The sequence below is a fragment of the Streptomyces sp. TS71-3 genome, from assembly GCF_018327685.1.
In the GTDB taxonomy this organism is placed as follows: Bacteria; Actinomycetota; Actinomycetes; order Streptomycetales; family Streptomycetaceae; genus Streptomyces.
In genome coordinates, this window is sequence record NZ_BNEL01000001.1 from 3,894,038 (window position 1) to 3,912,734 (window position 18,697).

The 18,697-nt window shown below is 74.3% G+C and carries 14 protein-coding genes; 13 read left to right on the forward strand and 1 reads right to left on the reverse strand.

Annotated elements, in window-relative coordinates; all coding sequences use genetic code 11:
* The first annotated feature begins 888 nt into the window (after positions 1-888).
* From hemW to Sm713_RS15790, 13 genes are all read left to right on the forward strand, one after another.
* Entirely contained in the window at positions 889-2,121 is a 1,233-nt protein-coding gene (gene hemW / locus Sm713_RS15725) for a radical SAM family heme chaperone HemW (RefSeq protein WP_212910238.1), read from the forward strand.
* 135 nt (positions 2,122-2,256) lie between these two features.
* A complete protein-coding gene (locus tag Sm713_RS15730; RefSeq protein ID WP_212910239.1) occupies positions 2,257-3,063 on the forward strand; it encodes an MBL fold metallo-hydrolase in 807 nt (268 codons plus the stop codon).
* A gap of 34 nt (positions 3,064-3,097) precedes the next feature.
* Entirely contained in the window at positions 3,098-3,901 is an 804-nt protein-coding gene (locus tag Sm713_RS15735; RefSeq protein WP_212910240.1) for a DUF3097 domain-containing protein, read from the forward strand.
* A 668-nt stretch (positions 3,902-4,569) separates the two neighbouring features.
* Positions 4,570-5,586, forward strand: coding sequence for a heat-inducible transcriptional repressor HrcA (gene hrcA / locus Sm713_RS15740; RefSeq protein WP_212910241.1), 1,017 nt, complete (start codon positions 4,570-4,572; stop codon positions 5,584-5,586).
* On the forward strand, positions 5,587-6,726 hold the full coding sequence (gene dnaJ / locus Sm713_RS15745) for a molecular chaperone DnaJ (protein ID WP_212910242.1): 1,140 nt from the start codon (positions 5,587-5,589) through the stop codon (positions 6,724-6,726).
* Positions 6,727-6,804: 78 nt separating this feature from the next.
* Positions 6,805-7,968, forward strand: coding sequence for a nitronate monooxygenase (locus Sm713_RS15750; RefSeq protein ID WP_249416310.1), 1,164 nt, complete (start codon positions 6,805-6,807; stop codon positions 7,966-7,968).
* Entirely contained in the window at positions 7,965-8,765 is an 801-nt protein-coding gene (locus tag Sm713_RS15755) for a 16S rRNA (uracil(1498)-N(3))-methyltransferase (RefSeq protein ID WP_249416311.1), read from the forward strand. Before Sm713_RS15750 ends, Sm713_RS15755 begins: the two co-directional genes overlap by 4 nt.
* A 564-nt stretch (positions 8,766-9,329) precedes the next feature.
* The gene (locus Sm713_RS15760) at positions 9,330-9,722 is read left to right on the forward strand and encodes a VOC family protein (RefSeq protein WP_212910244.1); all 393 of its coding nucleotides are present in this window, start codon (positions 9,330-9,332) and stop codon (positions 9,720-9,722) included.
* A gap of 184 nt (positions 9,723-9,906) precedes the next feature.
* The gene (locus Sm713_RS15770) at positions 9,907-13,386 is read left to right on the forward strand and encodes a S41 family peptidase (protein ID WP_249416312.1); all 3,480 of its coding nucleotides are present in this window, start codon (positions 9,907-9,909) and stop codon (positions 13,384-13,386) included.
* A gap of 23 nt (positions 13,387-13,409) precedes the next feature.
* Positions 13,410-15,020: an ATP-binding protein gene (locus Sm713_RS15775; protein ID WP_212910245.1), complete on the forward strand. Its 1,611-nt coding sequence runs from the start codon at positions 13,410-13,412 to the stop codon at positions 15,018-15,020.
* Positions 15,017-16,102 (forward strand): tetratricopeptide repeat protein, encoded by a 1,086-nt coding sequence (locus Sm713_RS15780; protein WP_212910246.1) that lies wholly within the window; start codon positions 15,017-15,019, stop codon positions 16,100-16,102. The genes Sm713_RS15775 and Sm713_RS15780 overlap by 4 nt, the downstream gene beginning before the upstream one ends.
* 155 nt (positions 16,103-16,257) lie before the next feature.
* Positions 16,258-16,617, forward strand: coding sequence for a histidine triad nucleotide-binding protein (locus Sm713_RS15785; protein ID WP_212910247.1), 360 nt, complete (start codon positions 16,258-16,260; stop codon positions 16,615-16,617).
* Between the two features lie 33 nt (positions 16,618-16,650).
* Positions 16,651-17,562 (forward strand): ribonuclease Z, encoded by a 912-nt coding sequence (locus Sm713_RS15790; RefSeq protein WP_212910248.1) that lies wholly within the window; start codon positions 16,651-16,653, stop codon positions 17,560-17,562.
* A gap of 238 nt (positions 17,563-17,800) precedes the next feature.
* Here the strand turns inward: Sm713_RS15790 and Sm713_RS15795 are convergent, their stop codons facing one another.
* A complete protein-coding gene (locus Sm713_RS15795) occupies positions 17,801-18,670 on the reverse strand; it encodes an IclR family transcriptional regulator (RefSeq protein WP_212910249.1) in 870 nt (289 codons plus the stop codon).
* Positions 18,671-18,697 lie beyond the last annotated feature (27 nt).

The following is an 18,697-nucleotide window of genomic DNA, read 5'->3' on the forward strand; positions in this document are numbered from 1 at the left end:
GGGTGGCGGCGATGGGGCGGGTCCGGTGCGCCGTGGCCGGTTGCGCAGTTCCCCGCGCCCCTTATCGCGGCGCCTGCGGCGCCATCACGCCCGCTGGGGTGATGGTGTGCTCTGCGGGCCGTACCGGGTCGCTCGCGCAGTTCCCCGCGCCCCTTGGAGGGCGCCTTCGGCGCCGTAAGCGGTGCCTGGGGCGGTCTGAAGGCCGCGGCGTGCGACTCGGTTGCTCGCGCAGTTCCCCGCGCCCCTATCGGGGCGCAGCCCTGTCTTCTGTGCGCGATCAGCCACGATGGCGTGGTGGGTGGTTACGCGCTTGGTGGGGCGGGATGGGCGCCGTAGGCGCGCCTGAAAGGGGCGCGGGGAACGGCGCGATCAGCCATGATGGCGTGGTAGATGGTCACGTGCCTGGTGGGGCGGGATGGGCGCCGTAGGCGCGCCTGAAAGGGGCGCGGGGAACGGCGCGACTAGTCACGATGGCGTGGTAGATGGTCACGTGCCTGGTGGGGCGGGATGGGCGCCGTAGGCGCGCCTGAAAGGGGCGCGGGGAACGGCGCGACTAGTCACGATGGCGTGGCAGATGGGCACGCTCCTGGAGGGGCGGGACTGGCGCCGCAGGCGCCGCGATAAGGGGCGCGGGGAACTGCTGGGGGTACCTCCCACGCCCTTCAGGCAGTGGGGGACAGCCGCGATGGCGTGGCAGCTGGTCACGTGCCTGGAGGGGCGGGACTGGCGCCGCATGGTGCCGCAAGAATGGGGCGCGGGGAACCGCGCGACGAACCCGGCACGACCCGCACCGAGACCGCCACCGCGCAGGACCGGCACCGCGGTGCCGTAGGCACCCCCTGTGCGGGGAGGCCCGGGGTTCTGCCGGTATACGAGACAATGGCACGTATGCCTTCCGTGTTGCCCGACGGCGAGCCCGTCCCCGAGGACGGAACCTTGCCGGCGCACGCCCTCGACGGCGGCGCCGACCGCCCCCTCGGGTTCTACCTGCACGTCCCGTACTGCGCCACCCGCTGCGGCTACTGCGACTTCAACACCTACACCGCCACGGAGCTGCGCGGCACCGGCGGCGTGCTCGCCTCGCGGGACAACTACGCGGGCACCCTGATCGACGAGGTCCGCCTGGCCCGCAAGGTGCTCGGCGACGACCCGCGCCCGGTGCGCACCGTGTTCGTCGGCGGCGGCACGCCCACGCTGCTAGCCGCCGACGACCTCGTGCGGATGCTGGACGCGATCCGGTCCGAGTTCGGGCTCGCGGACGACGCGGAGATCACCACCGAGGCCAACCCGGAGTCCGTCGACCCCGCCTATCTGGCCCGCCTGCGGGCCGGCGGCTTCAACCGGATCTCCTTCGGCATGCAGAGCGCGCGCCAGCACGTCCTCGACGTCCTGGACCGCCGGCACACCCCCGGCCGCCCCGAGGCGTGCGTGGCAGAGGCCCGTGCCGCGGGGTTCGCGCATGTGAATCTCGACCTGATCTACGGCACCCCGGGCGAGTCGGACGACGACTGGCGGGCCTCCCTGGACGCGGCGATCGGCGCCGGACCGGACCACGTGTCGGCGTACGCGCTGATCGTGGAGGAGGGCACGGGACTGGCGCGCCGGATCCGCCGCGGCGAGATACCGATGACGGACGACGACGAGCACGCGGACCGCTACCTGATCGCCGATGACGTGCTCTCCGCGGCCGGCTACGCGTGGTACGAGGTGTCGAACTGGGCCGCGTCCCCCGCGGGCCGCTGCCTGCACAACGAGCTGTACTGGCGCGGAGCCGACTGGTGGGGCGCCGGACCCGGTGCGCACAGCCACGTCGGCGGGGTGCGGTGGTGGAACGTCAAGCACCCCGGCGCGTACGCGGCGCGGCTGGCCACCGGACGCTCGCCCGGCGCCGGGCGCGAGGTGCTCACCGCGGAGGACCGGCGGGTCGAGCGGATCCTCCTGGAACTGCGGCTCCGGGACGGCTGCCCGCTGTCCCTGCTGCACGGGGACGGAGCCGCGGCGGCCCGGCGGGCGGTCGCCGAGGGCTTCCTCGAAGCGGCTCCTTACGAGGCCGGGCGGGCGGTCCTCACGCTGCGCGGCCGGCTCCTCGCCGACGCCGTCGTCCGGGACCTGGTGGACTGACACGCCCGGACCGGGGCGCCTGGACTGGGGCGCCCGGACTGAGCGCCTGTCTCGGCGCGACACGGCGGAACGGGACAGGCGCCGCGCAGACGCACGGGCGCGCGTGGCAGGGGCTGAGCTGAGAGGCGGGAGCGGATGCGGGTCGCGTGGCACGGCGCCGGCTGGGAGGAACTGTCCGCACGGGCCGGGCGGTGCAGGCTGCCGGGGTGGGACTGCACCAGCGGGCTGGTCGCGGGGCGCGGCGCGGCCCTGCTGGTCGACGCGGGCTCGACCCTGGCCGAGGGGGCGCGCCTGCGGGCCGCGGCCGAAGGGCTGCTCGGCCCCGGAAGTCGGGTGACCCACCTCGCGCTCACCCATCCGCACTTCGACCATGTGCTGGGCGCCCCGGCGTTCGCGGATGCGCAGATCCACGCCGCGCCCGGCACCGGGACACTGATCGCTTCCGGCGCCGACGACCTGCGCGCGGACGCGGTGCACCACGGTGTCGCCCCGGGGGAGGCCGCCGAAGCCGCCGCCCTGACGCGCCTCGTTCGGGAAACGGCCGACAGAGGTGTGGCAGGCACCGGCACCGACGCCGCCCGCCGCGACGGCGCCCCCGCCTGGCACGCCGTCCCAGCAGAGCGCACGCTCGATCTCGGCGGGGGACTCCAGGTGCTGCTGGTGAACGCGGGACCCGGGCACACCGCGCACGACCTGGCGGTGCTGGTGCCCGGCGGGGCGGGGGAGCGGGACGTGGTGTTCTGCGGGGACCTCGTGGAGGAGTCCGGAGAGCCGCAGGCCGGCCCGGACGCCGTCCCGGAGCGGTGGCCCGCGGCACTGGACCGGCTGCTGGCCCTCGGCGGCCCCGGCGCCGTCTACGTGCCCGGGCACGGTGCCGCGGTGAATGCCGGGTTCGTCCGGAAGCAGCGCGATCAACTCGCCCTGCGTTACGGCGTGTCGTGACCGCCGGGGCGCCGGCTCTTCTATCGTCGGCCGAATGCGCCAGTACTCACCCGACTTCACCCCGCCCTGGAAGAGACAGCAGCCGGCGCCCGAGGTGCCGGCGGAGCCGGGGCTCGTGGTGGAGGAGGCCGGGACCGGGTTCTGCGGGGCGGTGATCCGCTGCGAGGCGGGTACGGTCACGCTGGAGGACCGCTTCGGCAAGCACCGCGCGTTCCCGCTCCAGCCCCGTGGCTTCCTGCTGGAGGGCAGACCCGTGACCCTGGTCAGGCCGCCCTCCGCCGGCGCCCCCGCGGTGCCGGCACGCACGGTCTCCGGGTCCGTCGCCGTGCCGGGTGCGCGGGCCCGGGTCGCGCGGGCGGGGCGCATCTATGTCGAGGGGCGCCACGACGCCGAACTCGTCGAGAAGGTGTGGGGCGACGACCTGCGCATCGAGGGCGTGGTGGTCGAGTACCTGGAGGGCGTGGACGACCTCCCGGCGATCGTCGACGCCTTCGGACCCGCGCCCGGCGCGCGCCTCGGCGTGCTCGTCGACCACCTGCTGCCCGGCACCAAGGAGTCCCGGATCGCGGCCTCCGTGACCGGGCCGGACACCCTGGTCGTCGGCCACCCGTACATCGACGTCTGGGAGGCCGTGAAACCGTCCTCCGTGGGGATCGCGGCGTGGCCGCGCGTGCCGCGCGGGCAGGACTGGAAGACGGGGGTGTGCCGGGGGCTGGGGTGGCCGGAGAACACGGGCGCGGCGTGGGCGCGGATCCTTTCGTGCGTGCACAGCTACAAGGATCTGGAACCGGCGCTTCTGGGGCGTGTCGAGGAGTTGATCGACTTCGTCACGGCGTAGGGGGCTGGCGCCCCCGGGTGGCCGAGTATGTGGGGGCCGGTGACGGTGTGGCGGGTTCGTCGTCGCTTGCTGCGCGGTTCCCCGCGCCCCTTCTGGTCGGGGGCTTCGCCCCGGTCATGTCGCGGCCCTCTCGCGTTCGTGAGAGTGTGGCGGGTTCGTCGTGGCTGGTCGCGCGGTTCCCCGCGCCCCTGAAAACGGGGTTACGCCCCGTCAATGTGGGGCTGCGCCCACAGGGAGCGCGGGGAACTGCTGGGGGCACCTCCCACGCCCTTCAGGCAGCGGGGGACAGCCACGAGGTGGCGGCAGTGTCTCGACGGGCGTGAGGTGGCGGGCGGGTGATCGGGGCGCAGCCCCGCTTGGAAGGGGCGCGGGATGGGGGTGCCTCTCACGCCCTCAAGGCACTAGGGGAGCGACCAGCTCTCCGGTGGCCGCGGTGGTGGTCCGGCGTCGGAAGGGGGCCGTGCCGGCGCCCCCGTGCTCTTGCCCGCGCGGCACCCCCGCGCCGTACACTGGGCGGGGAAAATTGGCACTCGTGTGTGGTGAGTGCCAAGGGGGGCCGGTCCTGGCGAATCGGGGATGGCTTGGGTCCAGGGTGGGGAGACCGGACGTAGGGGCCGGGGGTACGAGGCCGGACGACCTGTCCGGGTGGACGGAACTGGAGGTGCGCGATGCTCAGTGAACGCAGGCTGGAAGTGCTGCGCGCCATCGTCCAGGACTACGTCGGTACCGAGGAGCCGGTCGGGTCGAAGGCGCTCACCGAGCGTCACAACCTCGGCGTCTCGCCCGCCACCGTGCGCAACGACATGGCCGTCCTGGAGGACGAGGGCTTCATCGCCCAGCCGCACACCAGCGCCGGCCGGATCCCCACGGACAAGGGCTACCGCCTCTTCGTCGACAGGCTCGCCGGCGTCAAGCCGATGAGCGCACCCGAGCGCCGCGCCATCCAGAACTTCCTGGACGGCGCCGTGGACCTCGACGACGTCGTGGCCCGCACGGTCCGTCTGCTCGCCCAGCTGACCCGCCAGGTGGCCGTCGTGCAGTACCCTTCGCTGACCCGTTCCACGGTTCGGCACGTGGAACTGCTGTCGATGGCGCCGGCACGGTTGATGCTGGTGCTGATCACGGACACCGGCCGGGTGGAGCAGCGCATGGTGGACTGTCCCGCCCCGTTCGGCGAGACCTCGCTCGCCGATCTGCGCGCCAGGCTGAACAGCAGGATCGGCGGCCGCCGCTTCGCGGACGTGCCGCAACTCGTGCAGGATCTGCCGGAGGCCTTCGAGGCCGAGGACCGCGGCACCGTCCAGACCGTGCTCTCCACCCTGCTGGAGACACTGGTGGAGGAGACCGAGGAGCGCTTGATGATCGGCGGCACCGCCAATCTCACCCGCTTCGGACACGACTTCCCCCTCACCATCCGGCCGGTGCTCGAAGCCCTTGAGGAGCAAGTGGTGCTCCTCAAGCTCCTCGGGGAGTCGACGGACTCCGGCATGACGGTACGGATCGGTCATGAGAACGCGCACGAGGGACTCAACTCCACGTCCGTGGTCTCCGTCGGCTACGGTTCGGGCGGGGAGGCACTCGCCAAGCTCGGCGTGGTCGGACCGACCCGCATGGACTATCCGGGAACGATGGGAGCAGTACGCGCAGTGGCACGTTACGTCGGACAGATCCTGGCGGAGTCGTAAGTGGCCACGGATTACTACGCGGTCCTGGGCGTCCGCCGCGACGCGTCCCAGGACGAGATCAAGAAAGCGTTCCGCAGGCTCGCCCGCGAGCTGCACCCGGACGTCAATCCCGATCCGAAGACGCAGGAGCGGTTCAAGGAGATCAACGCCGCTTACGAGGTCTTGTCGGACCCGCAGAAGAAGCAGGTCTACGACCTCGGCGGGGACCCGCTGTCCCAGACGGGCGGCGCGGGCGGCCCCGGAGGCTTCGGCGCGGGCGGCTTCGGCAACTTCTCCGACATCATGGACGCCTTCTTCGGCACGGCGTCCCAGCGTGGGCCCAGGTCGCGCACCCGGCGCGGCCAGGACGCGATGATAAGGCTGGAGATCGAGCTCAACGAGGCGGCCTTCGGCACCACGAAGGACATCCAGGTCGACACGGCCGTCGTCTGCTCCACCTGCAACGGCGAGGGCGCCGCACCGGGCACCACCGCGCAGACCTGCGACATGTGCCGCGGCCGCGGCGAGGTCTCGCAGGTCACCCGGTCGTTCCTGGGCCAGGTCATGACGTCCAGGCCCTGCCCGCAGTGCCAGGGCTTCGGCACGGTCGTGCCCACCCCCTGCCCGGAGTGCGCCGGCGACGGCCGCATCCGCTCCCGCCGCACCCTCACCGTCAAGATCCCGGCAGGCGTCGACAACGGCACCCGGATCCAACTCGCCGGCGAGGGCGAGGTCGGCCCGGGCGGCGGCCCGGCCGGCGACCTCTACGTGGAGATCCACGAACTGCCCCACCAGGTCTTCCAGCGCCGCGGCGACGACCTGCACTGCACGGTCACCATCCCGATGACCGCCGGCGCGCTCGGCACCAAGGTGCCGCTGGAGACCCTGGACGGCATGGAGGAGATCGATATCCGGCCAGGCACCCAGTCCGGCCAGTCGGTCCCGCTGCACGGCCGCGGCATCACCCACCTGCGTGGTGGCGGCCGCGGTGACCTGATCGTGCATGTCGAGGTCCAGACCCCCGGCAAGCTCGACCCCGAGCAGGAACGGCTGCTCAGGGAGCTGGCCAAGCTGCGTGGCGAGGAGCGTCCGACGGGACAGTTCCAGCCAGGCCAGCAGGGCCTGTTCTCCCGGCTGAAAGATGCCTTCAACGGGCGATGACGTCGGTCGGTGACCGAGGCATATGCCTTGCGTAAGGCTGGTTTCGGACTTGTGTGGGGGACGTGACACCATGCGGTCATGTCCTCCGCACTGACCGATCTCCTCCCTCTTCCGATCGTGCAGGCCCCCATGGCAGGCGGTGCTTCGTGCCCGCGGCTCGCCGCCGCCGTCAGCGAGGCCGGAGGACTCGGCTTCCTCGCCGCCGGCTACAAGACGGCCGACGGGATGTACCACGAGATCAAGCAGTTGCGCGGACTCACGGACCGGCCGTTCGGCGTCAATCTCTTCCTGGCGGGGCCCGACTACGCGGACCCGGGCGCCGTCACCGTCTACCGGGAGCAACTCGCCGGCGAGGCCGCCTGGTACGAGACGGAGCTGGGCGACTCCGACTGCGGTGGCGACGACGGCTTCGACGCCAAACTCGCCGTACTGCTCGACGACCCGGTGGCCGTGGTGTCGTTCACCTTCGGCTGTCCCGCGGGCGAGGTGCTCACCGCCCTCTCCCGGGCCGGCACCCTCACCGTGGTGACCGCCACCACCCCTCAGGAGGCGCGGGACGCCGAGCAGGCCGGCGCCGACGCGATCTGCCTCCAGGGCATCGAGGCGGGCGGCCACCAGGGCACCCACCGCGACCAGCCGGAGCGTGACGGCGCCGGATACGGGCTGCTCAGCCTGGTCGCCGAGGCCCGCGAGGCCGTGGAGCTCCCGCTGATCGCCAGCGGCGGCCTGATGCGCGGCACCCAGATCGCCGCGGTGCTCGCCGCCGGAGCGGTCGCCGGGCAGCTCGGTACCGCCTTCCTCGTCACCCCCGAGTCGGGCGCCCATCCGCTGCACAAGGAGGCCGTCAGCGGCTCGCTGTTCGCCCGTACGGAGATCACCCGCGCGTTCACCGGCAGGCCCGCCCGCGGCCTCGTCAACCGCTTCATGCGCGAGCACGGCCCCTACGCCCCCTCCGCCTACCCCCAGATACACCACCTGACCTCACCCCTGCGCGCGGCCGCCACCGCGGCCGGCGACCAGCAGGGCATGGCGCTGTGGGCGGGCCAGGGCTACCGGATGACCCGGGAGCTGCCCGCCGCACGGCTCGTCGAGCAGCTGGCCACCGAACTCGACGACGCCAGGACGGCCGCCTGGGCGCCGCCCCGCAGACCCGGGCACCTCGCCCCGGCCGAGGCGTCCGCGACCCCCGCGGACCCCGTGGGACCCGCCGGAGCCCCGGCGGGGGACGGCGGTGCGGTGTGACGGCACCCGTCTTCGTCGTCGACGACCTGGGCGCGCCCGAGGGCACCGGATCGCCCGGCGACCCCGGCCCCGCGGAACCTCCCCGGGCCGACGGGCCCCGGTACGTGCTCGACGGGCCCGAGGGACGGCACGCCGTCGCGGTGAAGCGGCTGCGGCCCGGCGAGGAGGCGGTGCTCACCGACGGCGCGGGCCGCTGGGCCGCCTGCGTGGTGCTGGATGCCGAGGGCAAGGACCGGCTGGTGCTCAGCAGGGGGCCGGTCCGCGAGGAACCCGCCCCCGAGCCCCGTATCACCGTCGTCCAGGCCCTCCCGAAGGGCGACCGCGGCGAGCGTGCCGTGGAGACCATGACGGAGACCGGGGTCGACACGATCGTGCCGTGGGCGGCGGAGCGCTGCGTCACGCAGTGGAAGGGCGAGCGGGGCCTCAAGGCGCTCGGCAAGTGGCGGGCGACCGCACGCGAGTCGGGCAAGCAGTCGCGCCGGGTGCGCTTTCCCGACGTGGCCGATGCGATGTCGGGCAAGCAGGTGGCCGCGGTTCTGGCGCGTGCCGAACTGGCCGTCGTGCTGCACGAGGATCCCGCTCACCCGGCGGAGCCGCTGGCGACGACTGTGTTGCCCGTGCGTGGCGAGATCGTGCTCGTCGTCGGGCCCGAGGGTGGGGTGTCCCCTGCGGAGCTCGCGCTCTTCGCCGAGGCGGGGGCCAGGGTGTGCCGGCTCGGGCGCAGCGTGCTGCGGACGTCCACCGCGGGGACCGTGGCGGCTGCGGTGCTGCTCGGGCGCAGCGGGCGGTGGGGCTAGCCCCGGTTCCGGCTCGGGCTGCCCGCGGTTCCGGCTTCGGCTGCGGTGCCGGCTTCCTGGGCCCGCGGTCCGGCTTTTGGCCTTCGGCCTTGGCGGTGGGGGGTGTCTTTCGGGGGTGGCGTGTACGGGTTGTCGTGGGTGTTTGCGCAGTTCCCCGCGCCCCTTTTTTGGCCTTCGGCCTTGGCGGTAGGGGGTGCCTCTTCTGGGGAGCGCGGTCTGCCGGTGCGTCGTGGCTGTCCTCCACTGCCTGTAGGGCGTGGGAGGTACCCCCAGCAGTTCCCCGCGCCCCTTTCCGGGGCGGCCCGTACGATCAGACAGCCCCCGCCATTGGTCACCTGGTCACCGACATCCGATGGTCGCCCCCCGGTGGCCGCCGAACGCCTGGTGGTCAGCGCCGCCCCATGGTCACCGACCCTTGATGGTCCCGACGCCCGATGGTTTCGATTAACGGCCGACCGTCCACACACCCCGGTGGTCACGACCCAGTATGGTCGCCATCCCCTAGTGGTCATCAGTGGTCATCGGTATCCACACCCGAGTGGTCACCTACACCGAGGAGACACGTTGGAACTCGCCCAGGTCAGGCTGCTGGTCTCCGACTTCCCCGCCTGTTACCGGTTCTACGCGGACGTCCTCGGGCTGAAACCCCAGTCGGGCGCGGTGGACGGGCCCTACGAGAAGTTCAGCCCGGCCGTCGGCTCCGCCGGTGTGGCGCTGCAGGACCGGGTGGCGATGTCCGAGGTGCTGGGGGAGCTCGCGGAAGCCGCGAGCGGGCACCGTTCCCTCGTGGTGCTCCGGGTCGACGACCTCGACGCATACTGTGCCGAGATCGCCGGGCGCGGCGGCCAACTGGTACAGGGCCCGGGGCCGATGACCGAGCGGATGCGCGTCGCGCACCTGAAGGACCCCGAGGGGAACCTGGTGGAACTCCAGGAATGGTTGCTGATGCAGGGCTGACCGAGGGCTGACCGGAGCCCACGCGCGCGTGGCCGCTCCGGTGGAAGCGGTGCTCAGGGCGCCGCCGGGTACCCGCGCGGCGCCCGCGGCGGCGGCCCCGTGGATGCGGAACTGAGGCTTTTCCCACGGCCTGGAGTGATCCAAACCGCTGACCGGTACGGTCCGCCCTGCCTAGGCTGATCGTGTGACACAGTCTGGGTACCTACGGTTTCCTCATCTTCACGGTGAGTTCATCGCTTTCACGGCAGAGGACGACGTCTGGGTCGCGCCTCTCGACGGCGGTCGCGCCTGGCGGGTCAGCGCGGACAACATGCCGGTCGGCCACCCCCGGATCTCCCCGGACGGCACGACCGTGGCCTGGACCTCCCGCCGCGACGGAGCGCCCGAGGTCCACGTCGCGCCCCTCGACGGCGGGCCGTCCCGGCGGCTGACGCACTGGGGCAGCAACCAGACCGCCGTGCGCGGCTGGACGCCCGACGGCCGGGTGCTCGCCGTCACCGCGTACGGCCAGGCGTCGCTGCGCCGCACCTGGGCCCGCGCGGTCCCGCTGGACGGCGGCCCCGCCGAGACGCTGCCCTACGGGCCGGCCGGCTCGGTCGCGCACGGGCCCGCGGGCCAGGTCCTGCTGGTGTCCGTGCCGATGAGCCGCGAGGCCGCCTGGTGGAAGCGGTACCGCGGCGGCAGCATGGGCAAGCTCTGGATCGACCGCGAGGGCAACGGCGAGTTCGTCCGCGTCCACGAGCAGATCGACGGCAACATCGAGTGGCCCATGTGGGTCGGCGACCGGATCGCCTTCCTCTGCGACCACGAGGGCGTCGGCGCCGTCTACTCCTCCCTGCCGGACGGCTCCGACCTGCGCCGGCACACGGACCTCGGCGGCGGCCCCGGGACACCGCCCGCGGCCCCTTCGGCACCGGCCGCGGACGGCGCCGGCGCGGAAGGGCCCGCGGACGCCCCCGCGCCCGCCGCCGAAGGCGCGGCCCCCGCCGCGGACGGCACCGGGGACGGCGCCGGGGCGACCTCCGAGCCACCCGCCGGCCCCACGGACGAGACGGCACGGGCCGAGGAGTCCACCCCCGAGGCCCCCGAGGCCCCCGAGGCGTCCAAGGCCCCCCTGTACGGCTACTACGCCCGGCACGCCGCCACCGACGGCCGCCGCGTCGTCTACGCGCGCGCGGGCGAGCTGTGGATCCTGGACGACCTGGACGGCGCCGAGCCCCGGCGGCTCGACATCCGCCTCGGCGGCCAGCGCACCGACCTCCAGCCCCGGCCGCTGAACGCCTCCCGCTGGTTCGGCTCCGCCGCGCCCGACCACACCGGCCGGGGCAGCGCCGTGTCGGTCCGCGGCGCCATCCACTGGGTCACCCACCGCGAGGGCCCCAGCCGCGTGCTGGCCGCCACGGCGGGCGTGCGGGCCCGGCTGCCGCGCACCTTCCGCGCCGACGGCGAGGAGCAGGTGGTCTGGGTGACCGACGCGGAGGGCGACGACGCGCTGGAGTTCGCGCCCGCCACCGGCCTCGCGCCCGGCGCCACGCCCCGCAGGATCGCCGCCGGGCAGCTCGGCCGGGTGCTGGGCCTCGCCATGGCCCCGGACGGCAGCCGCGCCGCCGTCGCCTCCCACGACGGCCGCGTGCTGCTCGTGGAGCGGGAGTCCGGTGAGGTGCGCGAGGTGGACAGGAGCGAGCACGGCGAGGCCTCGGGACTGGTCTTCTCGCCGGACTCGGCCTGGCTGGCATGGTCGCACCCCGGCCCCCGCCCGCTGCGGCACCTGAAGCTCGCCGGCACCGCCGACCTCACGGTCAGCGAGGCCACCCCGCTCAGGTTCCGCGACTACGCGCCCGCGTTCACGCTGGACGGCAAGCACCTCGCGTTCCTCTCGGAGCGGTCGTTCGACCCGATCTACGACGAGCACGTCTTCGACCTGGCGTTCGTGGACGGCTCCCGGCCGCACCTGATCACCCTCTCGGCCACCACGCCCGCGCCCTTCGGGCCGCAGCGGCACGGCCGCCCCTTCGAGGCGCCCGACAAGGACGAGACGCCCGACAGCGAGGGCGCCCCGGCCACCCGGATCGACCTGGACGGCCTCGCCGACCGCATCGTGCCGTTCCCCGTGGAGGCCGGCCGCTACTCGACCCTGCGGGCCGCCAAGGACGGGCTGCTGTGGCTGCGGCACCCCGTGCTCGGCGTGCTCGGCTCCTCCCGCGCCAGGCCCGAGGACCAGGACCCCAAGTCCGACCTGGAGCGCTACGACCTCGTCCAGCAGAGCACGGAGCACCTGGCGTCGGGCGCCGACCACTTCTCCGTCAGCGGCGACGGCAAGCGGGTGCTGCTGTGGACCGACAGCAAGCTGAAGGTGGTGCCGAGCGACCGGCGCGCCTCGCACGACGACGACAGCGACACCAACATCACCGTCGACCTCTCCCGGGTGCGGCAGAACATCGACCCGGTCGCCGAGTGGCGCCAGATGTACGCCGAGGCGGGCCGCCTGATGCGGGACCACTTCTGGCGCCCCGACCTGGGCGGCGTCGACTGGGACGGCGTGCTGGACCGCTACCGCCCGCTGCTGGGGCGCGTCGCCACCCACGACGACCTCGTCGACCTCCTCTGGGAGGTGCAGGGGGAGCTGGGCACCTCGCACGCCTATGTGTCGCCCTCCGGCGGCTACGGCACCTCCTCGACCCGGCAGGGCCTGCTGGGCGCCGACCTGTCGCGGCACGAGGACGGGCTGTGGCGGATCGACCGCATCCTCCCCTCCGAGACCTCCGACCCGGGCGCGCGCTCCCCGCTCGCCGCACCGGGCGCGGCGGTCCGCACGGGTGACGCGGTGATCGCGATCGCCGGCCAGCCCGTCGACCCGGTCACCGGACCCGGGCCGCTGCTCGTCGGCACGGCGGGCAAGCCCGTGGAGCTGACCATCTCGCCCGCGGGCGGCGGCGAGCCGCGGTACGCGGTGGTCGTACCGCTCGACGACGAGGAGCCGCTGCGCTACCACGCCTGGGTCGCCGAGCGCCGCGCCTACGTCCACGAGCAGTCGGGCGGCCGGCTCGGCTACCTCCACGTACCGGACATGCAGGCCCCCGGCTGGGCGCAGATCCACCGGGACCTGCGGGTCGAGGTGGCCCACGACGGCCTCGTGGTGGACGTGCGGGAGAACCGCGGCGGGCACACCTCGCAACTCGTGATCGAGAAGCTGGCCCGCCGGATCATCGGCTGGGACGCGCCGCGGGGCCTGCGGCCCTACAGCTATCCCGAGGACGCGCCGCGCGGCCCGGTCGTCGCCGTCGCCAACGAGTACTCCGGTTCGGACGGCGACATCGTCAACGCCGCGATCAAGGCCCTCGGCATCGGCCCCGTCGTCGGCACCCGCACCTGGGGCGGGGTGATCGGCATCGACAGCCGCTACCCCCTCGTGGACGGCACCCTCGTCACCCAGCCCAAGTACGCCTTCTGGGTGGAGGGTTACGGCTGGGACGTGGAGAACCACGGCGTCGACCCGGACGTCGAGGTGGTCACCACGCCCCAGGACCACGCGGCGGGCCGCGACCCGCAGCTCGACGAGGCGATCAGGCTGGCGCTCGCCGCGCTGGAGGAGCGCCCCGCGAAGACCCCGCCGCCGCTGCCGGCGCCCCGGTGGGGAGCGCCGGGCGCAGGTGCGGGGGCGTGAACGCCGGGTCGTAGGGTGACGGCATGTCCGACGAGTCGCCCCTCATACGCAGCCTCCGCTCGGCCGTCGCCGCCGCCCCGGACGACATCCCGCTCCGCCTGCACCTCGCCGAGTTGCTCCTCGACGCGGGGCAGCGGGACGCGGCGGTCTCCGAGGCGGCGGTGGCGCTCCAGCGGGCGCCCGGCGACACGGCGGCCCGGGAACTGATGCTGCGGGCGATGGGCCCGGCCACCGCGCCGGGCCCCGTTCCCGGTCCGGCGGCCACTACGGGGAACGGCCCGGACGGCCCGGACGGCGCGGGTGCGGGTCGTCCAACCGGCGGTGCGCCCGGTGGCGTTCCCGGGCCGGGTGCCGGGGGAGCCGGCAGCCGGTCGTGGGAGGACCCGGGCGCCGAGGGAGCCGGCACCTCGTCCCCAGCGGACCCGGGCGCCACAGGCACCGCTCCCGCCTCCGAACCTCCCGCCGCGGAAGGGCCTCCCGCGGAACGACGCCCGGCCGCCGGCGAGGAGTTCGACTGGAACGCCGCGGAGCAGGAGGTCCGGGGCATGGTGCCGCCGCGTTTCGCATCCGGCTCCGACGGCGGCCCCGGCTCGGACGACGGGCGCGGCGCCGCAGGCCCGGATGGCGGGCTCGGCGGTCCCCACGGCACAGGATCGCCCGGAGACGTCAGCGGCGCCGGCGGCACCGGTGTGCCGCGCCGCCCCGAGCCCCCGCTGGCCGCCGATGGAGGCGGCGACCCGGGCGACGCCCCCGCCTGGGAGGTGGAGGCCGTCCACTCGGTGCGGCTCGCCGACGTCGGCGGCATGCAGGAGGTCAAGGACCGCCTCGAAGCCGCCTTCCTCGCGCCCCTGCGCAACCCCGAGCTGCGCAGGCTGTACGGCAAGAGCCTGCGCGGCGGCCTCCTGCTGTACGGGCCGCCGGGCTGCGGTAAGACCTTCATCGCGCGGGCCGTCGCGGGCGAGCTGGGCGCCGCGTTCCTGCCGGTGGCGGTCAGCGACGTGCTCGACATGTGGATCGGCAGGTCCGAGCGGAACGTCCACGACATCTTCCGCACCGCCCGCGGCCAGGCCCCCTGTGTCGTCTTCCTCGACGAGCTGGACGCGCTGGGCGCCAAGCGCAGCCGGATGCACCACAGCGGGCTGCGCAACGTCGTCAACCAGCTCCTCGCCGAGCTCGACGGCGTCGACGGCGGCAACGAGGGCGTCTTCGTCCTCGCCGCCACCAACGTCCCCTGGGACGTCGACATCGCCCTGCGCCGCCCCGGCCGGCTCGACCGCACCCTGCTGGTGCTGCCGCCCGACGCCGCGGCACGCGAGGCGATCCTCCAGTACCACCTGCGGGAGCGGCCCATCGCCTCCGTCGACCTGGGCAAGCTGGTCAAGGCCACCGACGGGTTCTCCGGGGCCGACCTCGCGCACGTCTGCGAGAGCGCCGCCGAGGCCGCCCTGCTCGACTCGGCCCGCAGCGGCCGGATCCGCATGATCGGCACCCGGGACCTGCTGGACGCGGCCCGCGCGGTGCGGCCCTCCACCGAGCCGTGGTTCGCCGCCGCCCGCAACGTCGCCCTCTTCGCCAACGACGGCGGCACCTACGACGACCTGCTCGCCTATCTGAGGCGGCACCGCAAGCTGTGACCGGACACGCGGCCGGGCACGCCGTCGAACGGGCCCACGCACTGCTCGCCGCTGGCCGCCCGCAGCAGGCCGCCGCGGTGCTCGCCCCGCACCTGGCCGAGCGGCCCGACGACGCCGCGGCCCTCACGGTGCTGGCCTACTGCCACAGGGACGGCGGCGACCTCACCGGCGCGCTGGAGGCCGCCGACGCCGCGCTCGGCGCCGATCCCCGGTACGCGCAGGCGTGGGTGGTGCGGGCCGGGCTGCTCGCCCGGCTGTCCCGCGCGGCCGAAGCGGAGCACGCCGCCCGCGAGGTGATCCGGCTGCTCCCGGACAACTGGGCCGGCTACCGCACCCTGGGCTACGTCCTCCTCAAGGCCGACGACCGGGGGCGCCGGCAGGAGACGTACCGGGTCGCGCTGCGGGCCGTCGAACTGGGGCCGGAGGAGGCCGGCAACCACTTCCTCGTCGGACTCGCCGCGCACCGCCTCGGCGACACCCCCACCGCCCAGCGGGCCTACGAGCGGGCCCTGCGGCTCGATCCGGAGGACGCCGCCACCCGGTACAACCTCTCCCTGCTGCACATGCGGGGCAGCCGGCTGCGCCCCCGACGCTGGGCCCGCGCCGTGGAGGGCTTCGCCGACGCCGCGGCGCTTGACGCCACCGACCGGTCCGCCCCGTACAACCTCCAGGTGATGGCCTGGTCGGTGGCCTCGGGCGCCGGCTGGGCCGCGCTGGCCGGCCTGGTCGTCGCCGTCGTGGGCACCGCCGGCGCCAGGGACGGCGGCCCGCTGCTGCCCGCCGTGCCGGTGACCGCGGCCGCGCTGGCCGCCCTGGGCACCGGCTGGGCGCTGTGGAACCGCAGCCGGACCCCGCCCCGGCTGCGCCGCCTGCTGCTGACGCTGGCGCGGGCCTCGGGCCCCGTCCGGACGATGGCGTACGCCGCGGTCCTGGTGGCCTGCTACGACGTCGCGGCGGTCGCGCTGCCCCGCGCGGACGCGCTGCTCATGGGGGCGGCCGGCGACGTGGCGCTGTGGACCCTGCTGATCACCCGCTGGCTCAGCCACCGGGCTCTTCGCAGGAGGAAGCCGGCGGCCGGATAGCATGCCACGGTACCTGTCGCGGCGGACCGCGGCCGGAGCGCCGGGAGCACCAGGGCCGCAGGGCCGGGGCGACGCCACCGGAGCGCCGGGCGGACCGCGGCCGGGCCGCCGGCCGCCGCCGTCGGCCGAACCGAACGACGTCGAGGAGGCATGACGTGGCCGGAGAGCCGCAGGCCGACTGCCTGTTCTGCAAGATCGTCGCGGGGGAGGTGCCGGCGACGGTGGTCCGCGAGACCGAGACGACCGTCGCGTTCCGGGACATCAACCCCCAGGCTCCCACCCATGTCCTGGTCATCCCCCGGGTGCACTACCCCGACGCGGCCTCACTCGCCGCGGCGGAGCCCGCCATCGCCGCCGACATGATGCGGGAGACCGCCGAGATCGCCGCGGGGGAGAAGGTGGACGCCACCGGGTACCGCGTGGTGTTCAACACCGGTGCCGGCGCCGGCCAGACCGTCTTCCACGCCCACGCGCACGTGCTGGGCGGCCGCGGCCTCCAGTGGCCGCCCGGCTAGCCCGGGCCGCCCGCACACCTCGAACGGCCGAACGTGTCCGTACGTGAACTGGTGGTGCTCGGCACCGCGAGCCAGGTGCCCACCCGGGCGCGCAACCACAACGGTTACGTGCTGCTCTGGGACGGCGAGGGCATCCTGTTCGACCCCGGCGAGGGCACCCAGCGGCAGATGCTGCGCGCCGGGGTCGCCGCGCACGACCTGAACCGGATCTGCGTCACCCACTTCCACGGCGACCACTCGCTGGGCCTCGCCGGGGTCATCCAGCGCATCAACCTGGACCGGGTGCCGCACGAGATCACCGCCCACTATCCGGGCAGCGGCAAGCGGTTCTTCGACCGGCTGCGGTACGCGACGGCCTACCGCGAGACGGTCCCGCTCACCGAGGTCCCGGTGTCCGGCGGCGGCGCCGTCCTCGCGGACACGCCCGCCTACCGCCTGGAGGCACGCCGCCTGGCCCACCCGGTGGAGTCCTTCGGCTACCGCCTGGTGGAGCCCGACGGCCACCGCATGCTGCCCGACCGGCTGGCCGCCCACGGCATCGCGGGCCCCGACATCGGCCTCCTCCAGCGCACCGGCGAACTGCGCGGCGTCACGCTGGACCAGGTCAGCGAGGTCCGCCGCGGCCAGCGCTTCGCGTTCGTCATGGACACCCGCCTCTGCGACGCGGTGCCCGCCCTGGCCGACGGCTGCGACCTGCTCGTCATCGAGTCCACCTTCCTCGACGAGGACAGCTCGCTCGCCGAGGAGTACGGCCACCTCACCGCGGCCCAGGCGGCCCGCACGGCCCGCGACGCGGGCGTCCACCACCTGGTCCTCACCCACTTCAGCCAGCGCTACACGGACCCCACGGCCTTCGCCACCGAGGCGAGGGAGGCGGGCTTCGAGGGCGAACTGACGGTGGCCTCGGACCTGGTGAGGGTCACCCTGCCGAAACGGCGGCAGTGAGGACCGATCAAGCCGGTCCGGCGCTTGAGGAAGCGCGCAGCGCGATGAATAGCCCGTCCGGCGTTTGAGGACGAGCCCGGAGGACGACGAAGAAGCCGGTCCGGCGCTTGAGGACGAGCGCGCAGCGCGATGAACAGCCTGTCTGGCGCTTGAAGACGAGACCGGAGGGCGAAGAGAAAGCCCGTCCGGCGCTTGAGGACGAGCCCGAAGGGCGAAAACCTCGGCGCCGAAAAACCCCTCACCGCCACTGAACCCGGCTCCCCCCATCCGGCACCGCAGATTCGATCCGCTCGCGGATCCCCCGCATCACGGACACGATCCGCCCCTCATGCGAGGCCGTGACCCGCGCAACCGGCACGGAGCAACTGATCGCGTCCACCGCCGGCCGCTCGTACCGCAGCGCGAACCCGTACCCCACGATCCCGGCCACCCCCTCCTCCCGGTCCACCGCGTACCCCCGCCGCCGGACCTCCGCGAGGTCGGCCGCCAGCGCGACCCGGTCGGTGAGCGTGTTGGGGGTGAACCGCTCGTACGGCCCGGGCGGCAGCTCCTCGTCCGGCCGCTGGGCCAGCAGCGCCTTGCCCAGCGCGCCCACGTGCGCGGGCAGCCGCCGCCCCACCCGGCTGATCGTCCGCAGGTATTCGTGCGACTCCCGGGTCGCGAGGTACGCCACGTCCATGCCGTCGAGACGCCCGAGGTGGATGGTCTCGCCGACCGCGTCCGACGCCTCGTCGAGGAACGGCCGCACCGCCCGCACCCGGGGGTCGGAGTCCAGGTAGCCGGTGCCGGTGAGGAGCGCGTGGATGCCGATGCCGTACAGCGACCCGGTCACGTCGGTGCGCACCCAGCCCCGTTGGATCAGCGTCTGCAGCAGCGCGTACATGGAGCTGCGCGGCACCCCGAGCCCCTCGGCCAGTTCCTGGAGCCGCGCCGGCCGGTCGGCGCGGGCCGCGAGCACCTCCAGCAACTCGACGGTGCGCGCGGCGGACTTCACCTCGCGCACCCCGCCGCCGCCCTGTGCGGCCGCGCCCTCGGCCGGCCCGCCCGCGGAGCCCGCCGCGCCGCCCCCCGCCCGGTCGCCGCGCCTCGCGTCGTCTCTCTCCCGCATGCGCTGATCGTACGGGGGGCTGCACGA